At 71.7% G+C, this 18,273-nt stretch carries 21 protein-coding genes; 6 read left to right on the forward strand and 15 right to left on the reverse strand.

Annotated features, from left to right (window positions below):
• Positions 1–53: 53 nt before the first annotated feature.
• Positions 54–422, reverse strand: coding sequence for a DMT family protein (locus tag VNT59_RS18860; RefSeq protein WP_325500972.1), 369 nt, complete (start codon positions 420–422; stop codon positions 54–56).
• A 2-nt stretch (positions 423–424) separates the two neighbouring features.
• Here VNT59_RS18860 and VNT59_RS18865 point away from each other — a divergent pair, with 2 nt between their 5' ends.
• The 3 genes from VNT59_RS18865 (at position 425) to VNT59_RS18875 (ending at position 2,555) form a co-directional block, all read left to right on the forward strand.
• Positions 425–1,096 carry an RluA family pseudouridine synthase gene (locus VNT59_RS18865; protein WP_325500974.1) on the forward strand — a complete coding sequence of 224 codons (672 nt, stop codon included), beginning with the start codon at positions 425–427 and terminating at the stop codon, positions 1,094–1,096.
• Positions 1,097–1,192: 96 nt separating this feature from the next.
• The gene (locus VNT59_RS18870; RefSeq protein ID WP_325501042.1) at positions 1,193–1,774 is read left to right on the forward strand and encodes a protocatechuate 3,4-dioxygenase; all 582 of its coding nucleotides are present in this window, start codon (positions 1,193–1,195) and stop codon (positions 1,772–1,774) included.
• A 25-nt stretch (positions 1,775–1,799) separates the two neighbouring features.
• On the forward strand, positions 1,800–2,555 hold the full coding sequence (locus tag VNT59_RS18875) for an SDR family NAD(P)-dependent oxidoreductase (RefSeq protein WP_325500976.1): 756 nt from the start codon (positions 1,800–1,802) through the stop codon (positions 2,553–2,555).
• A 3-nt stretch (positions 2,556–2,558) separates the two neighbouring features.
• On the opposite strand, the gene VNT59_RS18880 is transcribed toward VNT59_RS18875, so the two are convergent.
• From VNT59_RS18880 to VNT59_RS18910, 7 genes are all read right to left on the reverse strand, one after another.
• Complete coding sequence (locus VNT59_RS18880) at positions 2,559–2,840, reverse strand: DUF427 domain-containing protein (RefSeq protein WP_325500978.1); 282 nt, start codon at positions 2,838–2,840, stop codon at positions 2,559–2,561.
• A complete protein-coding gene (gene egtD / locus VNT59_RS18885) occupies positions 2,837–3,844 on the reverse strand; it encodes an L-histidine N(alpha)-methyltransferase (RefSeq protein ID WP_414708420.1) in 1,008 nt (335 codons plus the stop codon). The genes VNT59_RS18880 and egtD overlap by 4 nt, the downstream gene beginning before the upstream one ends.
• On the reverse strand, positions 3,844–5,073 hold the full coding sequence (gene egtB, locus VNT59_RS18890; protein ID WP_325500980.1) for an ergothioneine biosynthesis protein EgtB: 1,230 nt from the start codon (positions 5,071–5,073) through the stop codon (positions 3,844–3,846). Before egtB ends, egtD begins: the two co-directional genes overlap by 1 nt.
• A gap of 11 nt (positions 5,074–5,084) precedes the next feature.
• Entirely contained in the window at positions 5,085–5,492 is a 408-nt protein-coding gene (locus VNT59_RS18895) for a hypothetical protein (protein ID WP_325500982.1), read from the reverse strand.
• Between the two features lie 10 nt (positions 5,493–5,502).
• Positions 5,503–5,946 carry a hypothetical protein gene (locus VNT59_RS18900; protein WP_325500984.1) on the reverse strand — a complete coding sequence of 148 codons (444 nt, stop codon included), beginning with the start codon at positions 5,944–5,946 and terminating at the stop codon, positions 5,503–5,505.
• Positions 5,947–6,097: 151 nt separating this feature from the next.
• A complete protein-coding gene (locus VNT59_RS18905; protein WP_325500986.1) occupies positions 6,098–7,246 on the reverse strand; it encodes a serine hydrolase domain-containing protein in 1,149 nt (382 codons plus the stop codon).
• Positions 7,246–8,265: a methionine synthase gene (locus VNT59_RS18910; RefSeq protein WP_325500988.1), complete on the reverse strand. Its 1,020-nt coding sequence runs from the start codon at positions 8,263–8,265 to the stop codon at positions 7,246–7,248. The genes VNT59_RS18905 and VNT59_RS18910 overlap by 1 nt, the downstream gene beginning before the upstream one ends.
• A gap of 72 nt (positions 8,266–8,337) precedes the next feature.
• Between VNT59_RS18910 and VNT59_RS18915 the strand changes: the two genes are divergently transcribed.
• Both VNT59_RS18915 and VNT59_RS18920 read left to right on the forward strand, forming a co-directional pair.
• Positions 8,338–9,003 (forward strand): phosphatase PAP2 family protein, encoded by a 666-nt coding sequence (locus VNT59_RS18915; RefSeq protein ID WP_325500990.1) that lies wholly within the window; start codon positions 8,338–8,340, stop codon positions 9,001–9,003.
• A gap of 71 nt (positions 9,004–9,074) precedes the next feature.
• Complete coding sequence (locus tag VNT59_RS18920; RefSeq protein WP_325500992.1) at positions 9,075–9,461, forward strand: DUF488 domain-containing protein; 387 nt, start codon at positions 9,075–9,077, stop codon at positions 9,459–9,461.
• A gap of 41 nt (positions 9,462–9,502) precedes the next feature.
• Here VNT59_RS18920 and VNT59_RS18925 read toward each other — a convergent pair whose 3' ends face one another.
• Genes VNT59_RS18925 through VNT59_RS18945 form a run of 5 tightly spaced genes read right to left on the reverse strand, consistent with a single transcriptional unit; the run spans position 9,503 to position 14,239 of the window.
• The gene (locus VNT59_RS18925) at positions 9,503–10,393 is read right to left on the reverse strand and encodes an ion transporter (protein ID WP_325500994.1); all 891 of its coding nucleotides are present in this window, start codon (positions 10,391–10,393) and stop codon (positions 9,503–9,505) included.
• Between the two features lie 4 nt (positions 10,394–10,397).
• Positions 10,398–11,510: a mandelate racemase/muconate lactonizing enzyme family protein gene (locus VNT59_RS18930; protein ID WP_325500996.1), complete on the reverse strand. Its 1,113-nt coding sequence runs from the start codon at positions 11,508–11,510 to the stop codon at positions 10,398–10,400.
• A 52-nt stretch (positions 11,511–11,562) separates the two neighbouring features.
• The gene (locus VNT59_RS18935) at positions 11,563–12,456 is read right to left on the reverse strand and encodes an NAD(P)/FAD-dependent oxidoreductase (protein ID WP_325500998.1); all 894 of its coding nucleotides are present in this window, start codon (positions 12,454–12,456) and stop codon (positions 11,563–11,565) included.
• Between the two features lie 10 nt (positions 12,457–12,466).
• Positions 12,467–12,943: a DUF2269 domain-containing protein gene (locus VNT59_RS18940; protein WP_325501000.1), complete on the reverse strand. Its 477-nt coding sequence runs from the start codon at positions 12,941–12,943 to the stop codon at positions 12,467–12,469.
• Complete coding sequence (locus VNT59_RS18945) at positions 12,944–14,239, reverse strand: SDR family oxidoreductase (RefSeq protein WP_325501002.1); 1,296 nt, start codon at positions 14,237–14,239, stop codon at positions 12,944–12,946.
• Between the two features lie 117 nt (positions 14,240–14,356).
• Between VNT59_RS18945 and VNT59_RS18950 the strand changes: the two genes are divergently transcribed.
• Positions 14,357–14,851 carry a hypothetical protein gene (locus tag VNT59_RS18950; RefSeq protein WP_325501004.1) on the forward strand — a complete coding sequence of 165 codons (495 nt, stop codon included), beginning with the start codon at positions 14,357–14,359 and terminating at the stop codon, positions 14,849–14,851.
• A 140-nt stretch (positions 14,852–14,991) separates the two neighbouring features.
• Here VNT59_RS18950 and VNT59_RS18955 read toward each other — a convergent pair whose 3' ends face one another.
• Positions 14,992–16,695, reverse strand: coding sequence for a response regulator (locus VNT59_RS18955; protein WP_325501006.1), 1,704 nt, complete (start codon positions 16,693–16,695; stop codon positions 14,992–14,994).
• Positions 16,695–18,209 carry an ATPase domain-containing protein gene (locus VNT59_RS18960; RefSeq protein ID WP_325501008.1) on the reverse strand — a complete coding sequence of 505 codons (1,515 nt, stop codon included), beginning with the start codon at positions 18,207–18,209 and terminating at the stop codon, positions 16,695–16,697. The genes VNT59_RS18955 and VNT59_RS18960 overlap by 1 nt, the downstream gene beginning before the upstream one ends.
• Positions 18,210–18,273: the final 64 nt, after the last annotated feature.

Here is an 18,273-nt window from a genome sequence, read left to right on the forward strand (position 1 = left end):
GCTCCTCCGGTATGGGTGTCCTGGGTTGCGGCGAGTGTACCCGGCGCCCGTCGTCAGCCGTTGCGGAATATGAAATAGACGGCGCCCACCATGCACAGCGCCGCCCACAGGTAATCCAGCTTCAGCGGCTCCTTCAGGTACAGCACGGCGAACGGCACGAACACCGACAGCGTGACCACTTCCTGGATGATCTTGAGCTGGCCCACCGTCAGGCCGGCGCGCTGGAAGCCGATGCGGTTGGCCGGCACCTGCAGCAGGGACTCGGCCAGCGCGATGCCCCAGCTGACCAGCGCGGCCGCGTACCAGGGCGCCGTCGCCAGGTTCTTCAGGTGGCCGTACCAGGCCATCGTCATGAACACGTTGGAGGCAAGCAGCAGCAGGACCGCCTGCAACGAAAATGGGATGGCTGACAAGGTGCTCATGCATGGATTATCCGAGTGACCGCATTGCCGATGGCGTGCCGCTGCTGTACGTCGACGCCCATCTGGTGGTGCTCGACAAGCCGGCCGGCCTGCTGAGCGTGCCCGGCCGCGGCGCCGGCAAGGCCGACTGCGCCTGGTCCCGCGTGCAGCGCCAGTTGGCCGATGCGCTCGTCGTGCACCGCCTGGACATGGCGACTTCAGGCCTGCTGCTGATGGCTCGTGGGGCAGCGATGCAGCGCCTGCTCAGCCGCGCCTTCGAGACGCGGCAGGTGGGCAAGCGCTACCTGGCCCTGGTGGACGGACACCTGGCGGCCCCCGCGGCCGGGGACGGCTGGGGCCTGGTCGACCTGCCGCTCGCCGCCGACTGGCCGAACCGGCCGCGCCAGCTGGTCGACCAGGCGCGCGGCAAGCCGAGCCGGACCCGCTGGCGGGTGCTCGGCTTCGATCCGGAGCGCCAGGCCACGCGCCTGGAACTGGAGCCGGTCACCGGGCGCTCGCACCAGTTGCGGGTGCACCTGCAGGCGCTCGGCCATCCGATCCTCGGCGATGCCCTCTACGCGCCGGCCGCAGCGCGCGAGCGGGCGCCGCGCCTGCTGTTGCACGCGAGCGAGCTGCGGCTGGCGCACCCGGCGACCGGGGCGCCCATGCACTGGCGCAGCGCAGCCCCGTTCTGAAGCGAGGAACCGACAGGGTCGGCGCCGAGTCTGACGGCAACGCTTCCGGGAGATCGCGATGACCACTCGCCCGTTGACGCGCCGGGATGCGCCGTCCTGCTCGCCGCGCCGCTCCTGTGGCGCGGCCTTCAGGCGCAACCGGGTGGCGCCCGCCGTCCCACCCCGGCGCAGACCGAAGGCCCGTTCTACCCGGTGCGCTTGCCCGAGGACAGCGACTTCGACCTGCTGCACAACGGCGGCCTCGCCTATGGGCACGGGCTGCCCGCGTGGCTCGAGGGCAGCGTCGCCGATCCCGACGGCAAGGCCGTGGCCGGCGCCCGGGTGGAGATCTGGCAGTGCGACCAGGCCGGCCACTATCACCATCCGGGCGACGGCGGCCGGGCGGACCCGGCGTTCCAGGGCTTCGGGCGCGTCACGGTGGGCAGCGACGGCAGCTACCGCTTCCGCACCATCCGGCCGGTCCCCTATGCCGGCCGCACGCCGCACATCCACGTGAAGGTCAAGCTCGGTTCGCGCGAGCTGCTGACCACGCAGCTGTATGTCGCGGGCGACCCGCACAACGAGCGCGACTTCCTGTGGCGCCGGCTCGCGCCGGCGGACCGCGCCGCCGTCACGATGCCGTTCCGGCGCTCGGCCGAGGGCTGGCGCACGACCTTCCCGATCGTCGTCAACGCCTGAGCGGCGGCCCGGCTACGATGCGCGCATGACGCACCACCTCACCATCATCACCGGCGCTTCGCGCGGCATGGGCCTGGCCATGGCGCAGCAGTTGCTGGATGCGGGCCATCACCTGCTGTGCCTCTCGCGCCGCCACAACGACGAACTGGGCCAGCGCGCCACCCGCGCCGGGCTGCGCTGCGAGCAGTGGGCCGTCGACCTGGCGCAGCCCGAAGCCGCCGCGACCCGGCTCGAAGTCTGGCTGGCCGCGCAGGACGGCGCCTCGGCCGCCACGGTCACGCTGATCAACAACGCCGGCGTGCTGCCGCGCATCGCGCCGCTGGCGGCGATTCCGGCGGCCGAGCTGGCCGCCGCGCTGCGGGTGGACCTGGAGGCGCCGATGCTGCTGACCTCGGCCTTCCTGCGCGGCACCGGGCAGTGGCCGGCGGCGCGCAAGATCCTCAACATCTCGTCCGGGCTCGGGCGCAGCCCCATGGCCTCGCAGGCGGCGTACTGCGCGGCCAAGGCCGGGATGGACCACTACACCCGTTGCGTGGCGCTGGAGCAGGCGGCCGGGCCGAACGGCGCGCGGATCTGCTCGCTGGCGCCCGGCGTGATCGACACCGACATGCAGGTGCAGATGCGCGGCGCGCAGCCGAGCGAGTTCCCCGACCAGGGGACCTTCCTCAAGCTCAAGGAAAAAGGCGCGCTGACGTCGCCGGCCGAGGCCGCCGCGCGCGTGCTGGCGTACCTCGCGCGGCCCGACTTCGGCTCGATCCCCGTCGCCGACGTGCGGGACTGAACCTCAGGGCTCGACCTTCACGCCCTTCCAGAACGCCACCCGGCCCTTGATCATCCAGGCCTCGGGCTTCGGGTCCGGGTAGTACCAGGCGGCATCCGGATTCAGCTCGCCGTTCACCAGCAGCGAGTAATAGCTCGCCTGCCCTTTCCACGGGCAGCTGGTGCGGTGGTTGCTGAACGTCAGGTACTCGCGGTTCAGCGCCTGCTCGGGGAAATAGTGGTTGCCTTCGACCACCACCGTGTCGTCGCTCTCGGCGATCACCGCGCCGTGCCACGTCGCTTTCATGCCGCGTCGCCTTCCTGCGGCGCCTGCAGCCAGTGCACGCTGAACAGCCGCTGTTCGTCGGTCCACACCGGTCCCGGCCGGAAGCCGGCGCGCCGCGCCAGCTCGTGCAGCCCGGCCACGGTGAACTTGTGCGAGTGCTCGGTGTGGAGCGTCTCGCCTTCCTCGATCTGGAACGAGCGCCGGCCCACGCTCACCTGCTGGCGGCAGCGGCTGACCAGGTGCATCTCGATGCGCTGCCAGGGGGCGTTGTAGAACGCGCTGTGGGCGAACTGCTCCAGCACGAAGCTGGCGCCGAGCTCGCGGTTGGCGCGCGCCAGCAGGTTCAGGTTGAACTCGGCGGTCACGCCCTGGGCGTCGTTGTAGGCCGCATGCAGCACCGCCGGGTCCTTCACCAGGTCCGCGCCCAGCAGCAGCGCGCCGCCGCGCAGCACCTGGGCCGCCGCGCCGAGGAACTGCAGCGCCTCGGCCGGGGTGAAGTTGCCGATGGTCGAACCGGGGAAGAAGCCGACCCGCTGGCCGGCACCCGGCAGGCGGGCCGGCAGCAGCAGCCGCTGCGTGTAGTCGGCGGTCACCGGCTGCACTTCGAGCCCGGCGTAGTCGCGCTGCAGCGCGGCCGCGGCCTGCGCCAGGTGCTCGCCCGAGATGTCGATCGGCAGGTAGCGCGCCGGCCGCTCCATCGCGTCGAGCAGCAGCCGCACCTTGCGCAGGGAGCCGGCGCCGAACTCGACGATCTCGGCTCGCGGGCCCATCAGCGCGGCCAGCTCGCGCGCATGGGTGCGCAGGATGTCCAGCTCGGTGCGGGTCGGGTAGTACTCCGGCAGTTCGCAGATCCGCTCGAACAGCTGCGAGCCCCGCGCATCGTAGAAGTACTTGGGCGAAATGCTGCGCGGCCGGGCGGCCAGTGCCGCCACGAGGTCGTGCGCGAACGCGCTGTCGCTGGCCGGCGGACCCTGGTGGTCGGGCGGCGGCGCAGCGTTGTCGGCAAGCGCGGTCATCGATCGCATCAGCATGTTCCGTCCCTGGCCAGGCGCAGCCCTGAAAATTGCCAGCGCGCGGCCGGCTGGAAGAAATTGCGGTAGGTCGCCCGGGCGTGCCCCGCCGGCGTCGCGATGCTGCCACCGCGCAGCACGAGCTGTCCCACCATGAACTTGCCGTTGTATTCGCCGACGGCGCCAGCCAGCGGGCGAAACCCCGGGTACGGATCGTACGACGAGCGCGTCCACTGCCACGCATGCCCGGTCATCTGGCGCACCCCGTCGACCCCGAAGGCCAGCTCCCACTCGAATTCGGTGGGCAGCCGGGCGCCCGCCCAGTGGGCGTACGCCGCGGCCTCGTACAGGCTCAGGTGGACGACCGGCGCTGCGGGGTCCAGCGGCTGCACGCCGTGCTGCCCGAACACCTGCCAGTGCGCCGCCGGCGCGCGCGAATCATCGGGCGCGATCCAGTACCGGGGCGCCGTCCAGCCGGCGTCCTGGGCCGCTGCCCAGCCGTCGGACAGCCACAGGGCGGGCCGCCGATAGCCGCCGTCCTCGATGAACTGCAGGTATTCGCCGCAGGTCACCAGGCGGTCGGCGATGCGGTGCGCCGCCAGCAGCACGCGATGGCGCGGCGTCTCGTTGTCGAAGGCGAAGCCGCTGCCGGCATGGCCGATCTCCGCGACCGCCTCGGGCCGCTCGATCCAGCGCAGCGCGGTCGGGCCGGCGGCGGGGCGCGGGCCGGGGACCGGCTGGTAGACCGGCAGCAGCGGGTTGCACCAGAAAGCCGCCAGGATGTCGGTGACGATCAGTTCCTGGTGCTGCTGCTCGTGATGAAGTCCCAGTTGCACCAGCGGCGCGGCCGCGCTCCAGGTGTCCGCGTCGGCGCCCTCGATGAACCGGCGCAGCGCCGCATCGACATGGCGCCGGTAGGCATGCACCTGCTCCAGGCCGGGGCGCGTGAGCAGGCCGCGCTGCGGCCGCGGATGGCGCGGACCCAGCGATTCGTAATAGGAGTTGAACAGGCGGAAGAACCGCGCGTCGAACGGCGTGTAGCCGGGTGCATGCGCCGCCAGCACCACCGCCTCGAAGAACCAGGTGGTGTGCGCCAGATGCCACTTGGCGGGACTGGCGTCCGGCATCGCCTGCACCCCCTGGTCCTCGGGCGTGAGCGTGGCGGTCCGGGCCAGCGTTTCGGCGCGGACCTGCGCGAAGCGCTGAGCCAGCTCGGCGCGGGAAGGGATCGGGGAGACCGCCAAAGCCCGGTCCGTCAGAAACCGGCGGCGCCGCTGGCGAGGCGCGTCGCCTCGTCCCCACCCGCCTTGCTGCGGCTCTTCCAGCGCCCCAGTTTGCCGGGCGTGTTGTCGACCCGCACGAAGTAGACCGGCCGCTCGCAGGCATGGTAGCGCTGGCAATAGGTCGACCACTTGCGTACCTGTCCGGCCGGCAGGTAGAAGTACAGCGGGTCCTGCGGCGGCGGCGGCCCGAGCGTCTTGGCGGCCACCAGCGGCTGCGACGAGAGCAGCGGCGGCGGCGGCCCCTGGCGCACCTCGATGCGGCCGTACACGCCCGCGCGCAGGGGGCCGCCGGTCGTGACGTTGACGTAGGCCTCCCGGGCCTGGGCCCCAGCCCACGCCAGCAACAGCAGTGCGGCAGCGATCGCGCGTGTGGCGGCCATACCTGGCGGCTCAGCCCCGGCCGGGGCGGTCGGACAGCACCAGGATCGAGCGGCCGGCCAGCAGCACCCGGGAGCCGGACGGCAGGGCGCCGCGCTGCGCCACCGTCCGCAGGCTGCCGTCATCCATGCGGATGCGCATCTCGTACGCCGCGCTGTCCGCCGCCGGACCGCGCGCCACGACGCGCTCGATCACGCCGCAGTCGGGGCAGATGCCGGCCGCGGCGGCGCCGGGGCGACTCAGCGGCGGCGCCTGCACCACCGCGCTCGGGGCTGGCGCTTCGGCGCGCTTGGGCTGCGCCGGGTACCGGGTCTGCATATAGGCGGCCGAGACGCCGGCCACGGCCACGGCACATGCGGCCAGCCGCGTCACCAGCGTTTCGAGTCGCCGCGAGCGGGCAACGCCGGCCTCGGGCCGGGCCGTCGCTTGCTGTGCCGTGTCGCTGGCTTGGTCCATGTCTCATCGCTTTCCTGGCGACCCGTTGTAACGAAGGAATCGACTACACAGCTGTAGGCCGCGGTGACATGCGTAAAAGAAATTTGCTCGGCCTCGCGTAGGACCATTCCCACAAGAGGCTCCCGAAACCAAGCGGCGCCTGCGCGCCTGCTCAGTCGACGGCGGCGTAGACCAGGTGCCGGAACAGGTTGCGGTAGTGGATCCGCTGGTGGGGCGCCTGCAGCAGCAGCAGCGCGAACAGGTCCTCGGCCGGGTCCACCAGGAAGAAGGTGCCGCCGATGCCGCTCCAGAAGTACTGGCCCGCCGACCCCGGTTGCGCGGCCAGCCCGCTCGCCAGCCGCACCGCGAACCCGAGCCCGAAACCATGCCCTGGCGGCAACAGGTCGCCGGCGGGCGCAATGCGGCCGAGGTGGTCCGCGGTCATCCACTCCACGGTCTTGCGCGAGACCAGCCGCGTCCCCTCGAACTGGCCCCGCTGGCGCAGCAACTGCAGGAAACGGATGTAGTCGTGCGCGGTCGACATGAGCCCGCCACCGCCCGATTCGAACGCCGGCGCCGCCCGGCCATCGAGCAGGGTCACCGCCTCGCCGGTATCGGGGTCTTGCGCCAGCGGCTCGGCGATGCGGTGCCAGTGCTCGCGCGGCACCGAGAAGGCGGTGTCGGTCATTCCCAGCGGCGCCAGGATCCGCTCGCGCAGCAGTTGTCCGAGCCGCTGGCCGCTCACCACCTCGAGCAGCGCGCCCAGGACGTCGGTGGCGCGGCTGTACTCCCAGCGCGAACCGGGTTGATGCGCCAGCGGCAGGGCGGCGAGCGTTCGGCTGAATTCGGCGTTGGTCTGCGACAGGCGACCGACCTTCGCGGCGCGGTACTGCTGCTGCACCGGCGAGTCGCCGAGGAATTCATAGGTGAGGCCGGCGGTGTGCCGCAGCAGGTCGTGCACGGTGGCGAGCTGGCGCACCGGCTCCAGCCGGACCGCGCCGCCCTCCTCGACGGCGACCCGCTGACGGCCGAATTCCGGCAGGTAGCGCGCGACGGGGTCCGTCAGCTGCAGCCGGCCTTCTTCGGCCAGCATCAGCGCCGCCAGCGACACCAGCGGCTTGGTCATCGAGTAGATGCGGAAGATCGCGTCCTCGCGCATCGGCGTGCCGGCCTGCGCATCGAGTTGTCCGAGCGTCTCGAACAGTTCCACGTGCCCGCCCAGGGCCACGGCGATGACCGCGCCGGGAATGCGCCGGCGATCGATGTCCGCCTGGAAGGTCGACGCGAGCCGCGCCAGGGCCTGCCGGTTGAGGCGGCCCATCAGGCGAACCGTTGCCGGGCCAGCTCGGCGCCGCGCGCCAGCGCTTCGAGCTTCCTGACGGCGATCTCGCGGTCCATCGGCGCCAGGCCGCAATTGGTGCAGGGAAAGAGCCGCTGCCGGGGCACGAACTGCAGCGCAGCGCCGATGGTCTGGGCCACCTCCTCCGGCGTCTCGATCTCGTCGCTGGCCACGTCGATCACGCCGACCAGCACGTCCTTGCCCGCCAGCAGCTTCATCAACTCGGGCGGGACGTGCGAGTGGAAGCACTCCAGGCTCACCTGGTCGATCGAGCTGGCGGCAAGCGCCGGAAACACCTGCTCGTACTGGCGCCATTGCTCGCCCAGGCCGTGCTTCCAGTCGATGTTGGCCTTGATGCCGTAGCCGTAGCAGATGTGGACGGCGGTGGTGCAGGCCAGGCCCTGCGCGGCCCGCTCGAGCGCCCGCACGCCCCACTGCGCGGCCTCCTGCATGTAGACGTTGAACGCCGGCTCGTCGAACTGGATGATGTCGACGCCGTCCGCCTGCAGCGCCAGCGCCTCCTGATTGAGCAGCTCGGCGAAGGCGAACGCCATCGCGACCCGGTCGCCGTAGTGCGCGTCGGCCACGGTATCGACGATGGTCATGGGCCCCGGCAGCGTGAACTTCAGCTGGCGGCTGGTGTGGGCCCGCGCCAGCCTGGCTTCGACACCGTGCACGCGGCCCTTGAGCCTGAGCGGGCCGACGACCTGCGGCACCATGGCCTCGTACCGGTTGTTGCGGATTCCCATCTTCACCTTGTGCGCGAAGTCGATGCCGTCCACCTGCTCCAGGAAGCCGTGCACGAAATGCTGGCGCGACTGCTCGCCGTCGGTGACGATGTCCAGCCCCGCGTCCTCCTGCGCCTTGATCCACAGCAAGGTGGCATCGGCCTTGGCCTGCTGCAGCTCGCTGCCCTGCAGCTTCCACTGCGGCCAGAGCTTGCGGGTTTCGGCCAGCCACCCGGGTTTGGGCAGGCTGCCGGCGATCGACGTGGCGAACATGGCTTCTCCTGGGGCGATGGGCGCATTGTTGCACCGGGGCCGGCCCCGCGCCGGGCCCTATGATCTCGCCCGATGCCCGCCGCCGACCCGCTGCCGCGCCCTCGCGCGGCGATCGCCCTGCCCCTGCTGGCCGCCGGCTGCGCCGTGTTCGCGCTGCTGGCGGCCGACTTGCTGCTGCACGGCCCGGTCACGGCGGCCGACGCCGGCATCAGCCGCTGGTTTCACGCGCATGCCGGCGCCGCCGTGACCGGCTTCCTGCAGCTCGTGAGTGATGTCCACAGCACGCGCGCCATCCTGTTGATGGCGGCGCTGGCCCTGATCGCATTGCTGTGGCGGCGGCAGTTCGCCTGGGCGCCGGCGCTGGTGCTGTGCGTGCCGGGCGGGATGCTGCTGAACACCGCGGTCAAGGACGGCTTCCAGCGGGCGCGGCCGGCGCTGGAGGGCGTCACGTCCACCTTGGGCAGCTACAGCTTTCCCAGCGGCCACACCGCCGGCGCCACGGTCTGGTGGGGCTTCGCGCTGGTGTGGGTGTTCGCGCACTGCCCGCTCGCGCGCGAACGCGCCACCGCGGCCGCGGTAGCCGTGCTGCTGGTGCTGCTCACGGCGCTGTCGCGGGTGGTGCTCGGCGCCCACTACCTGTCGGACGTGCTGGCGGCCATGGCCGAAGGCGCCGCCTGGCTGGGACTGTGCTTCGCGCTGCTGGCGCACGCCCCGTGGGAACGCGCCCGGCGGCGCTGACGCGGCGCGGTTGTGGCGCGCACCGGCGCTCTGCCAGAATCTCCGGGGGCCTGGGGCCCGAGGAGATCAGCATGGGGATTCGCATCGTGCGCCTGGGCACGCCGCGCGCGCCGGGCGAGGGGCTGCGGCTGGGCACCGTCCGGCGGCCGCCGCGCGGCGTGCCGAAGGCCGAATTCGCGACGCGCGACTTCTACGACACCTGGCTGCCCAACCTGGCGCCGAGCGCGCCGCTGATGGCCGAGGGCCAGGCCGCCGCGAGCGACAAGGAGTGGGCGGCGTTCAAGCGCAAGTTCCATGCCGAGATGAAGCAGCCCGAGGCCAGCCACCTGCTCGATGCGCTGGCCGCGCTGTCGCACCAGACCTCGTTCGCGATCGGCTGCTACTGCGAGGACGAGCAGCATTGCCATCGTTCGGTCCTGCGCGAGCTGCTGGCCGAGCGCGGCGCGAAGATCGAGTAGCGCGGGCCTGCGGGTCGCGGCGGCAGGTGGCAGCGGCGCGATCAGCGGGGGCGGGCTTCGGTCCCCGGCGTGGCCTGCGGCGCCGGGGCCGGCAACGGCGTCCCGCACTGCTGGCAGAACTTCGCTTCGGGCCCGTACCCGCCGACCCCGCAGACCTCGCAGCTGCGCGCCGCCAGCGGCGCCCGCGCGTGCCGGCGCACCGTCATCTCCGCCGTCACGATGCCGGTGGGCACGGCCAGCGTGCCCCAGCCGATCAGCATGATCACCGACGCGATGAAGCGGCCCAGGTCGGTCTTGGGCGTGATGTCGCCGAAGCCCACGGTCGTGATGGTCGTGATCGCCCAGTACACCGCCGTCGGGATGTCGGTGAAGCCATGCTCGGGGCCCTCGACCACGTACAGCAGCGTGCCCAGGATCAGCGCCACCATCAGCACCGCCGCCAGGAAGACCAGGATCTTGCGCCGGCTGGCCAGCAACGCCTCGCCCATCACCTGGTATTCGGCGATGTATTCGGTCAGCCGGAAGATCCGGAAGATCCGCAGCAGCCGCAGGATCCGCACGTCGATCAGCGCATGCAGCTCGGGCAGGACCAGGGCGAGGTAGGTCGGCAGCACCGCGATGAGATCGACCAGCCCGAAGAAGCTGAGCGCATAGCGCAGCGGCCGCCGCACCGACATCAGCCGCGCCAGGTATTCCACCGTGAACAACAGCGTGAAGAACCACTCGGCCAGGGCGAAGCCGAAGCGGTGGCGCGCGTGCCACTGGGGCACGCTGTCGATCACCACCACCGCCACGCTGACCAGGATCGCCAGCACGATGAGCTGGTCGAACAGCCGCCCCGCGGCGGTGTCCGACTCGTAGATCACCTGGTAGGACCGCAGCCGCCAGCCGCCCGCGGGACGGCCCAGGTCGTCGCGGTCCGAGGTCGCCATCGCCTCAGGCGGCCGGCCGGCGGAACCGTTCCCAGGCCTCGCGCGTGGGCGTGGTGCCCGCGCCGGGCTCCTGGGGCAGGCGGAAGCAGCCGTCGACGACTTCGGCCGGGTCGGTGAAGCAGTCCTTGATCCACGGGATGTACTCGAGCACCTGGCAGGCCGGATGCGCATAGCTCAGGTGCACGTGCACCTGGCTCATCTCGCCGGCGTGCGGCGCCACCGGCAGCCGGTACGCATGCGCCGTCTCGCACACGCGCAGCACCTCGGTCAGGCCGCCCATGCGGGTCGAATCCGGTTGCACCCAGTGCACCGCGCCCTGGTGGAAGAACTCCGAGAAGGCGTCCTGCGTATAGAGCTGCTCGCCCAGCGCCACCGGGATGCTGGTGGCCCGCGCCAGCTGGGCGTGGCCCTTCACGTCGTCGTGCCATATCGGCTCCTCGAACCAGTAGACGTCGAACGGCTCGGCGCCGCGGCAGAAACGCAGGCAGGTCGCCAGGTCCCACTTGCCGTTGCCGTCGACGGCGAGCGTCACCTGGGGGCCGATCGCGCGGCGCACCGCCTCCAGGCGGCGCAGGTCGCGCTCCACCGTGGAGCCGACCTTGATCTTGATGCCCGTGAAACCCTGCTCCACGGCGCGCTGCGCACCCTGCACCAGCTTGTCGTCGCCGATGCTGAGCCAGCCGATGTCGGTGTTGTAGGCGCGGACCTGCTCGCGCACCTGGCCGCCCAGCAGCTTCCACAGCGGGACGCCGGCGCGCTTGGCCTTGAGGTCCCACAGCGCCACGTCGATGGCGGCCTGCGACAGCGTGGTGATGCCGGCGCGGCCGATCCACTGCAGCGCCGGGTTGCGCGCCAGCTTCAGCCACAGGCGCTGCACGTCGTCCGCGTCCTCGCCCACCAGCAGCGGCGCGTGGCAGGTCGCGATGCAGCGGGTGATCAGCTGGTCGCCGGGCAGTTCGGCGTGCGTGCCGGTGAAGCCGAAGCCGGCGAGCCCGTCCTCGGTCTCGAGGCGGGCGCCGACCACGCCCCAGTGCGTGATGGTGTGGGTGCTGTCGGCGATCTGCGAGCCGGTGACCGGCACGTGCAGGACGAAGGGTTCGACGGAGGTGATCTTCACTGGACTTCCCGTTGCTGCAAACGCACCGATGGTAGTGCAACAGCGGCCGGCTTCAGAGCCGGTTGTGGATGGCCGTGGCGGCGATCGCCGCCTGGCCGGCAGCCACGTTGATCTGGTTCAGGTCCACCGCCACGTCGCCGGCCGCGTACAGGCCGGGCACGGTGGTTTCGTAGTGCTCGTCGACCTCGAGCTGGCCGTCGGGCCGCGCCCGCGCGCCGAGCGCGGTCGCCAGCCCGCAGGCGTGGACCAGCCCCAACGCCGGATACAAGGTGTCGAACTCCAGCGTCTGGCCGCCGGCAAGCTCCACCAGCACCTGCCGTGGCCCGCAGCGGATCGCCCGCGGCTCGCGATCTTCGACGGTGACGCCGGCTCGCCGCAGCCGCTCCAGTTCCTCGGCCGGCAGCGTGTCGCGGGTGCCCAGCGCCAGCCAGGTCACGCGGTTGTCGAAGCCGGCGACGAACACCGCTTCGCGCAAGCCGTGCTGCTGGCGGCCGAGCACCGCCACCCGCTGGCCCTGCGTTTCGTAGCCGTCGCAGATCGGGCAGTAGCGCACCACGCCCGCCTTCAGCGCGGGCGCAAGGCCGGGGATCTCCGGCTCGATGTCGGTCGCCCCGGTCGCCAGCAGCACGGTGCGGGCTTCCAGTCGGCGCGAGCCGGCCCGGGCCTCGAAACGGCCGCCGGCCGTGCGCTCGAGCCGCTCGACGCGCCCCAGTTCCAGCGTGGTGCCGTAGCGGCCGGCATGCAGCCGCATCCGCTCCAGCAGCTCCGGGCCGGCAATTCCGTCGGGAAATCCGATCACGTTGCGCGCCTTGGGGATGCGCGCGATGCGGCTGCCGCCGTCGTCGATGAGCACCGCGCGGCGACGGTAGCGCCCCAGGTACACGGCGGCCGTCAGCCCGGCGGCGCCGCCGCCGATCACCAGGCAATCCAAGATCTCGTCGTGCACGTCCGTCCCTTCACGCAGTCCACGGCAGCTGCTTGGCCACCATCAGAAAGAAGATCGCGAGGAAGGCCGCGAAGGCCACGCAGCCGAGGCCGACCCACCAGGCGAACAGCCGCCAGTAGCCGCGCGGCAGCGGGGCGCCGGCCAGCGCCGCGCCCGCGGACAGGTCGCGCAGGCGCAACTGGATCCACACCACCGGCAACCAGCATGCCAGCGCCAGGACATACAGGCCCAGCGACCACGAGATCCACGGCAGGCGCCAGGCCATCCCGGCCAGGTGGATCAGCCAGAACCCGCTGAGCGGCTGGAACACCGCGGTGGTGGCGGTGAACAGCCAGTCCGTGATCACGACGAAGCGGCTCACGGTCGCCACCTTGGCCGGGTCGCGGCTCCAGGTGGCCAGCACCAGGTAGAAGGCCGAGCCGATACCGGTGCCGAACAGCATCGTCGAGGACAGCACGTGCAGCCACTTGGCGACCAGGTACTCCATTCAGCCGGCCCTGTTTCGCGGCGGCTCGAGCGCCCACAGCAACGCGATCGCCGCGGCGAGTGGCAGGTTCTTCGACAGCGGGCCGTACGGGTGCAACCAGTACTCCGGCAGGAAGATCGTGATCAGCGCGGTGTAGCCCAGGACCAGCAGCAGCTGGCCGGCCCAGACGAGGCGGCGCCGCGCCGGCGGCGCGATGATCGTCGCGACCCCGAGCAGCAGGTCGAGCGCGGCAGCGCCGTACAAGGCCAGTGTCGCCAGGCCGCCCCGCAGCCCGACGCGGGCGAGCAGTTCCAGGCTGTCGGACACCGGGTACAGGCCCAGCGACACGATCCCGGTCCAGATCCACAGCAAGGCGATCGACCAGCGCAGCAGCGGCAGCCAGGTGCCGAGCATCGCCTCCTGGCGCCACGTCGCGGCCCGCGCGCGCTCGATGAACGATGCCACCGCCAGCGGCGGGCGTCCCAGCAGCCGGGTGAACGGTCCGGCCGGCGCGACGTTGCCGCGCAGCAGCATGCCGGCCGTCTCGCTGTCCAGGAAACTGCCGGGGATGTGGCCGGCGAGGCTCGCGCCGAAGCGGAACAGCCCGGCCGGCAACGGCAGCACGCGCAGCGGGCTGGCGAGTCCGAGCTGGCGGCGCAGCGCCGCCAGGAATTCGCGCAGCGGCATCGGCTCCGGTCCGACGAACGCGATGGTCGCCGGCTGCGGCGGCGGCGACTGCAGCAGTGCCAGCACGCCCGCGACCACGTCGTCGACATGCACCGGCTGCACCTGCATCGCGCCGCCAGCGGGCAGGGCCAGCAGCGGCAGCACCGCCATGCCGTTGAACATGGCGGCGCTCGCGCCGCCGGGGCCGTACACCAGTGACGGCTGCACGATCGCCGACTGCAGCGGCAGCTGCCGCAGTGCATCGTCGGCGGCCTTCTTGCTGCGGTGGTAGCGGCTGCGCGCCGCCTCGTCGGCGCCGAGCGCGGAGATCTGCAGCACGAACGGCACCCCCGCCTGGGCACAGGCCCGGAACAGCGCGATCGGCGCCTGCTCGTGCAAGGCCGTGAAGGTCTGCCCCGGCTGCTCGCGCAGGATGCCGACGGCGTTGACCACCGCGTCGACGCCGGCCAGCCGCGGCAGCCACCACTGCGGTGGCGGCACGGCCGCGAAATCGACCGCCAGCGGTTCGCGCTGCGGCGCGTCGGCGCGCGGATGCCGCGACGCGCAGACGACGGTGTGCCCAGCGCGCACCAGGGCCGCCACCACCGCCTGGCCGATGAAGCCCGTCGCTCCCGTCACCAGAATACGCATGCCGCCTCGAGGGAAAGTGTCGGCCGAGTCTAGCCGCCGGCCCGCGCGACAGCGGGCGCGTGTTACGCCTTGAGAGCCTGAGCCACGCGCTGCGGCTCATCCGCCTAGACTGCGTCGATGAGCAGCTGGAAGCAGGCACTGCGCGAAGGCGCGATCTCGGGCAGCGTGGCCAGCGTGCTGTCGGCCGCCGCCCTCGCGCTGGCCGGTCGCCGCGAGAACGGGGCGCCGGCGGCGCCGGTGAATGCCATCAGCCACTGGCTCTGGGACCGCCAGGCGCTGCGCCAGGACGGCCCGAGCGTGCGCCACACCCTGGCCGGCTACCTGATCCACCACGCCGCGTCCGTGTGGTGGGGCACCTGGCATGCGAAGGCCTGGGGTGGGCGCGCCCGGGCCAAGCGCCCGGCACCGGCGCTGGCCGGCGCCACGGCGGCGGCGGCGGTGGCTTGGTTCGTCGACTACCGGATGACGCCGCAACGCCTCACGCCGGGCTTCGAGCATCGGCTGTCCACCGGCGCGCTGGTCGCCGTGTATGCCTGCTTCGCGGTGGGCCTGGCGCTCGGCAGCATGGCGGTGCCAGCGGCTCGCGACGCGCCACGCCGCACGGTTGAGTGACGCCTGGGCGCCACCAGTGCGTCGGGCGGCCGGCCCTCGCCTGCCCGGCGCCGGTCTCCCTCCTGCAGCCCCGGTCCAGCCGCTCCATCGCGGGCGCCGTCGCCGGGCACGGCCACAGCTGCGCAACCGACGTGGCCGGCCTAGACGTTGCTCAGCACGTGGTTGGGCTCGGCCCTGGCTTCCAGCGCCGTCGCCACGGCGGCGCCGAGCGAATTGATGTCGAACGGCTTGCGCAGGATGGCCGGCTTGCCGGCCAGCCGCTCGACGGCGGCCATGTCGGCGTAGCCGGTGGCCAGGATCACCGGCAGTTCGCCGACCAGGGCGCGGGCCCGGGAGATCACCTCGGCCCCGGTCATGTCCGGCATCGCGTAGTCGACCACCAGCAGGTCCGGCTTGCTGCTGGCGATCGCGGCCAGGCCCTCGGTGCCGTTGGGCGCTTCGCTCACCGCGTAGCCGATCAGGCCCAGGCATTCGACGATCACGCGCCGCACGTCGGGGTCGTCCTCGACCACGAGGATCTTGCGCGGCTCGACCGGTGCCGGCACTTCGGCCGGCTGCGGCGGCTCGGCGCCGGGCTGGGCGTCGGCCGGCGCGGCCGGGAACACCAGTTCGACGGTGGTGCCCTGGCCGACGTGGCTGACGATGGAGGCAACGCCGCCGGACTGGCGGGCGAAGCCGTACACCTGGCTCAGGCCCAGGCCGGTGCCGCTGCCCAGCGGCTTGGTCGTGAAGAACGGATCGAACACCTTGCTCAGCAGCTGGGGCGCGATGCCCTGCCCGGTGTCGCTGACGCGGACCAGCACGTACTGGCCGGGCTTCAGATGCTCACGCGCCTCGGTGCGCTCGTCGGTGCAGGTCGAGATGGTGAGCGTGCCGCCGTCGGGCATCGCGTCGCGCGAATTCACCGCGAGGTTCAGCACCGCCATCTCGAGCTGGCTGGCGTCGACCACCACCGACGCCGGCTGCTCGCATAGGTCGAGCTTGACCTGCACCGAGGAGCCGACCGAGATCTCGATCAGGTCCTTCATGCCCAGCAGCAGCTTGTTGACGCTGGTGAGCCGCGGCAGCAGCGACTGGCTGCGCGCGAACGAGAGCAGCTGGCCGGTGAGCTTGGAGCCGCGCCGCGCCGCGCTCTTGGCGCGCTCGACCACGGGCTTGACCTTTTCCTCCTTCGCGTACAGCGAAATGAGTTCGAGGTTCATGTTGACGACGTGCAGCAGGTTGTTGAAGTCGTGCGCGATGCCGCCGGTCAGCCGGCCGATCGCCTCCATCTTCTGCACCTGCGTCAGCGCCGCCTGCGCCCGTTCGCGCTCGGCGATCTCCTTCATCAGCCGGTCGTTGGCCGTGGCCAGTTCGCGCGTGCGCTCGAGGATTCGCGCCTCCAGCTGGCTGTTGAGCCGCTCCACCTCGTTGCGCGTGCGGCTGAGTTCGTCCAGGTGCTGGCGCGTGGCGTACTGGCGCTTGCGCGCGCGCACGGCGGCGTCGGCGGCGCTCGCCAGGGTCTCGGCGTTCAGCGGCCGCTCCAGCAGGATCACGTTGCCCAGGCTGTGCAGCGAGGCGATGGCCTCGGCCGAGCGGCGGCCGGGCTGCTTGGTCGCCAGCACGATGAAAGGAAAGTCGGACCAGGACGGTTGGCCGGCCAGCCAGCTCGAGAGGTGCTGCACCAGCGGCTCGTCGACCAGCGCCTCCTCGGTGATGACCGCCGCCGCCGCGCCTTCGTCGATCCGCTGCGCGAGCTCGCGCGAATCGGCGCAGATCACGCCCACGTGATGCTCGCCGAGCACGCTTTGCACCACGGCCGCGTCGCGGCCGCGGGGAGCGTGAATCAGGACCCGCAGTTCCATCAGGCGCCGGCCCCGTCGCTGTCGCCGAGCAGCGGCAGCTGGCCCTTGTACGAGGTGATGCCGCTGAGCACGCCTTCGAAGTCGGTCAGCGCCTCGCCGACTTCCACGCCGCCGGCACCGAGGCGGAACTCGCGGATCGTGAGCTCGTGCGCGCTGGTGCGGCTCTTGACCATGGACACCGCCTTGAGCAAGCTGCCGCGGGCCTCGAAGAAGCGGAACAGCAGCGTGGCGTCGCTCAGGTAGCTCAGGTCGATGTCGCTGTTCATGTCGCCCAGCACGCCGTGCAGGCCCAGGATCAGGATCGTGACGACGCCCTGCTGGTTCAGGTAGCTGAGCAGCTCATGCATCTGCAGCAGCATGTGCTTCTCGCCGGTCATGGCCTGCAGGTACGCGTTGAGGCTGTCGATCACCACCGCGCTCGCCTGCCCGTCTTCGACGGCGGCGCGCACCATGTGGGCGAACTCGCCCGGGGAGACCTCGGCCGGATCGAGGCTGTCGATGCGCAGCTGGCCGGACTCGAGGTACTCGTCGACCGCCAGGCCGAGCGCGCGCGACCGCACCAGCAGGCTGCCCAGGCCCTCGTCGAACAGGTAGTACACGGCGCGCTCGCCCCGCTGCAGCGCCGCGCGGACGCAGGCCAGCGCGGTCGTTGTCTTGCCCACGCCCGACGGGCCGCTGAACAAGGTGTTGCTGCCGCGGGCCAGGCCGCCGCCCATCAGCTGGTCGAGCGCCGGCGTGCCGGTCGAGACGATCGCCCACTCGGCACTGCTGCGGTGCTCCGCCGCCACCAGGCGCGGGAACACCGAGATGCCGCCGGTTTCCAGGTTGAAGTCGTGCTCGCCGCCGCGGAAGCGGATGCCGCGCATCTTGACCAGCCGCAGCCGCCGCCGCTCGGGGCCGTACTGGTCGACCACCTGCTCGAGGCGGACCACGCCGTGCGCGATGCTGTGCAGCTGCACGTCGTCGTGCTCGGCGCTGCGGTCGTCCAGCAGCAGCACGGTGCAGCCGACGTTGGCGAAGAAACTCTTGAGCGCCAGCACCTGGCGGCGGTAGCGCAGCGGGTTCTGCGCCAGCAGCCGCATCTCCGACAGGCTGTCGAAGACGACGCGGCGCGGCTTGATCCGTTCGACGGCACTCATCACGCCGCGGGTCGTCTCGCCCAGCTCGATCTCGGCCGGATGGAGGATCGACTGCTCGGCGGCGGGACTGAGACCTTCGTCGGTGACCAGTTCGAACACCTCGATGCCCTCGAGCGACCAGCCGTGCGAGGCCGCCACCGTCTTCAGCTCGGCGCCGGTTTCGGACAACGTGATGTACAGCCCGGTCTGGCCGCTCTGCACCCCGCTGCGCAGGAACTGCAGGCCCAAGGTGGTCTTGCCCGCGCCGGGCGTTCCTTCGACGAGGTAGAGGTGGTTGGCCGGCAGTCCGCCGCCGAGAATGTCGTCGAGGCCCGAAATGCCGGTGGAGGCCCGTTGCTGATCCGGGATGGTGGTGCGCGCGGCTGCTTGTCTCATGTCAGTGATTGCCAACCGGCCATCCTAGAGTCAAAACAGCCGAGGAGATGTAGTCCGATTCCGA

It is taken from the genome of Ramlibacter sp. (assembly GCF_035554825.1).
Classification (GTDB): domain Bacteria; phylum Pseudomonadota; class Gammaproteobacteria; order Burkholderiales; family Burkholderiaceae_C; genus Ramlibacter.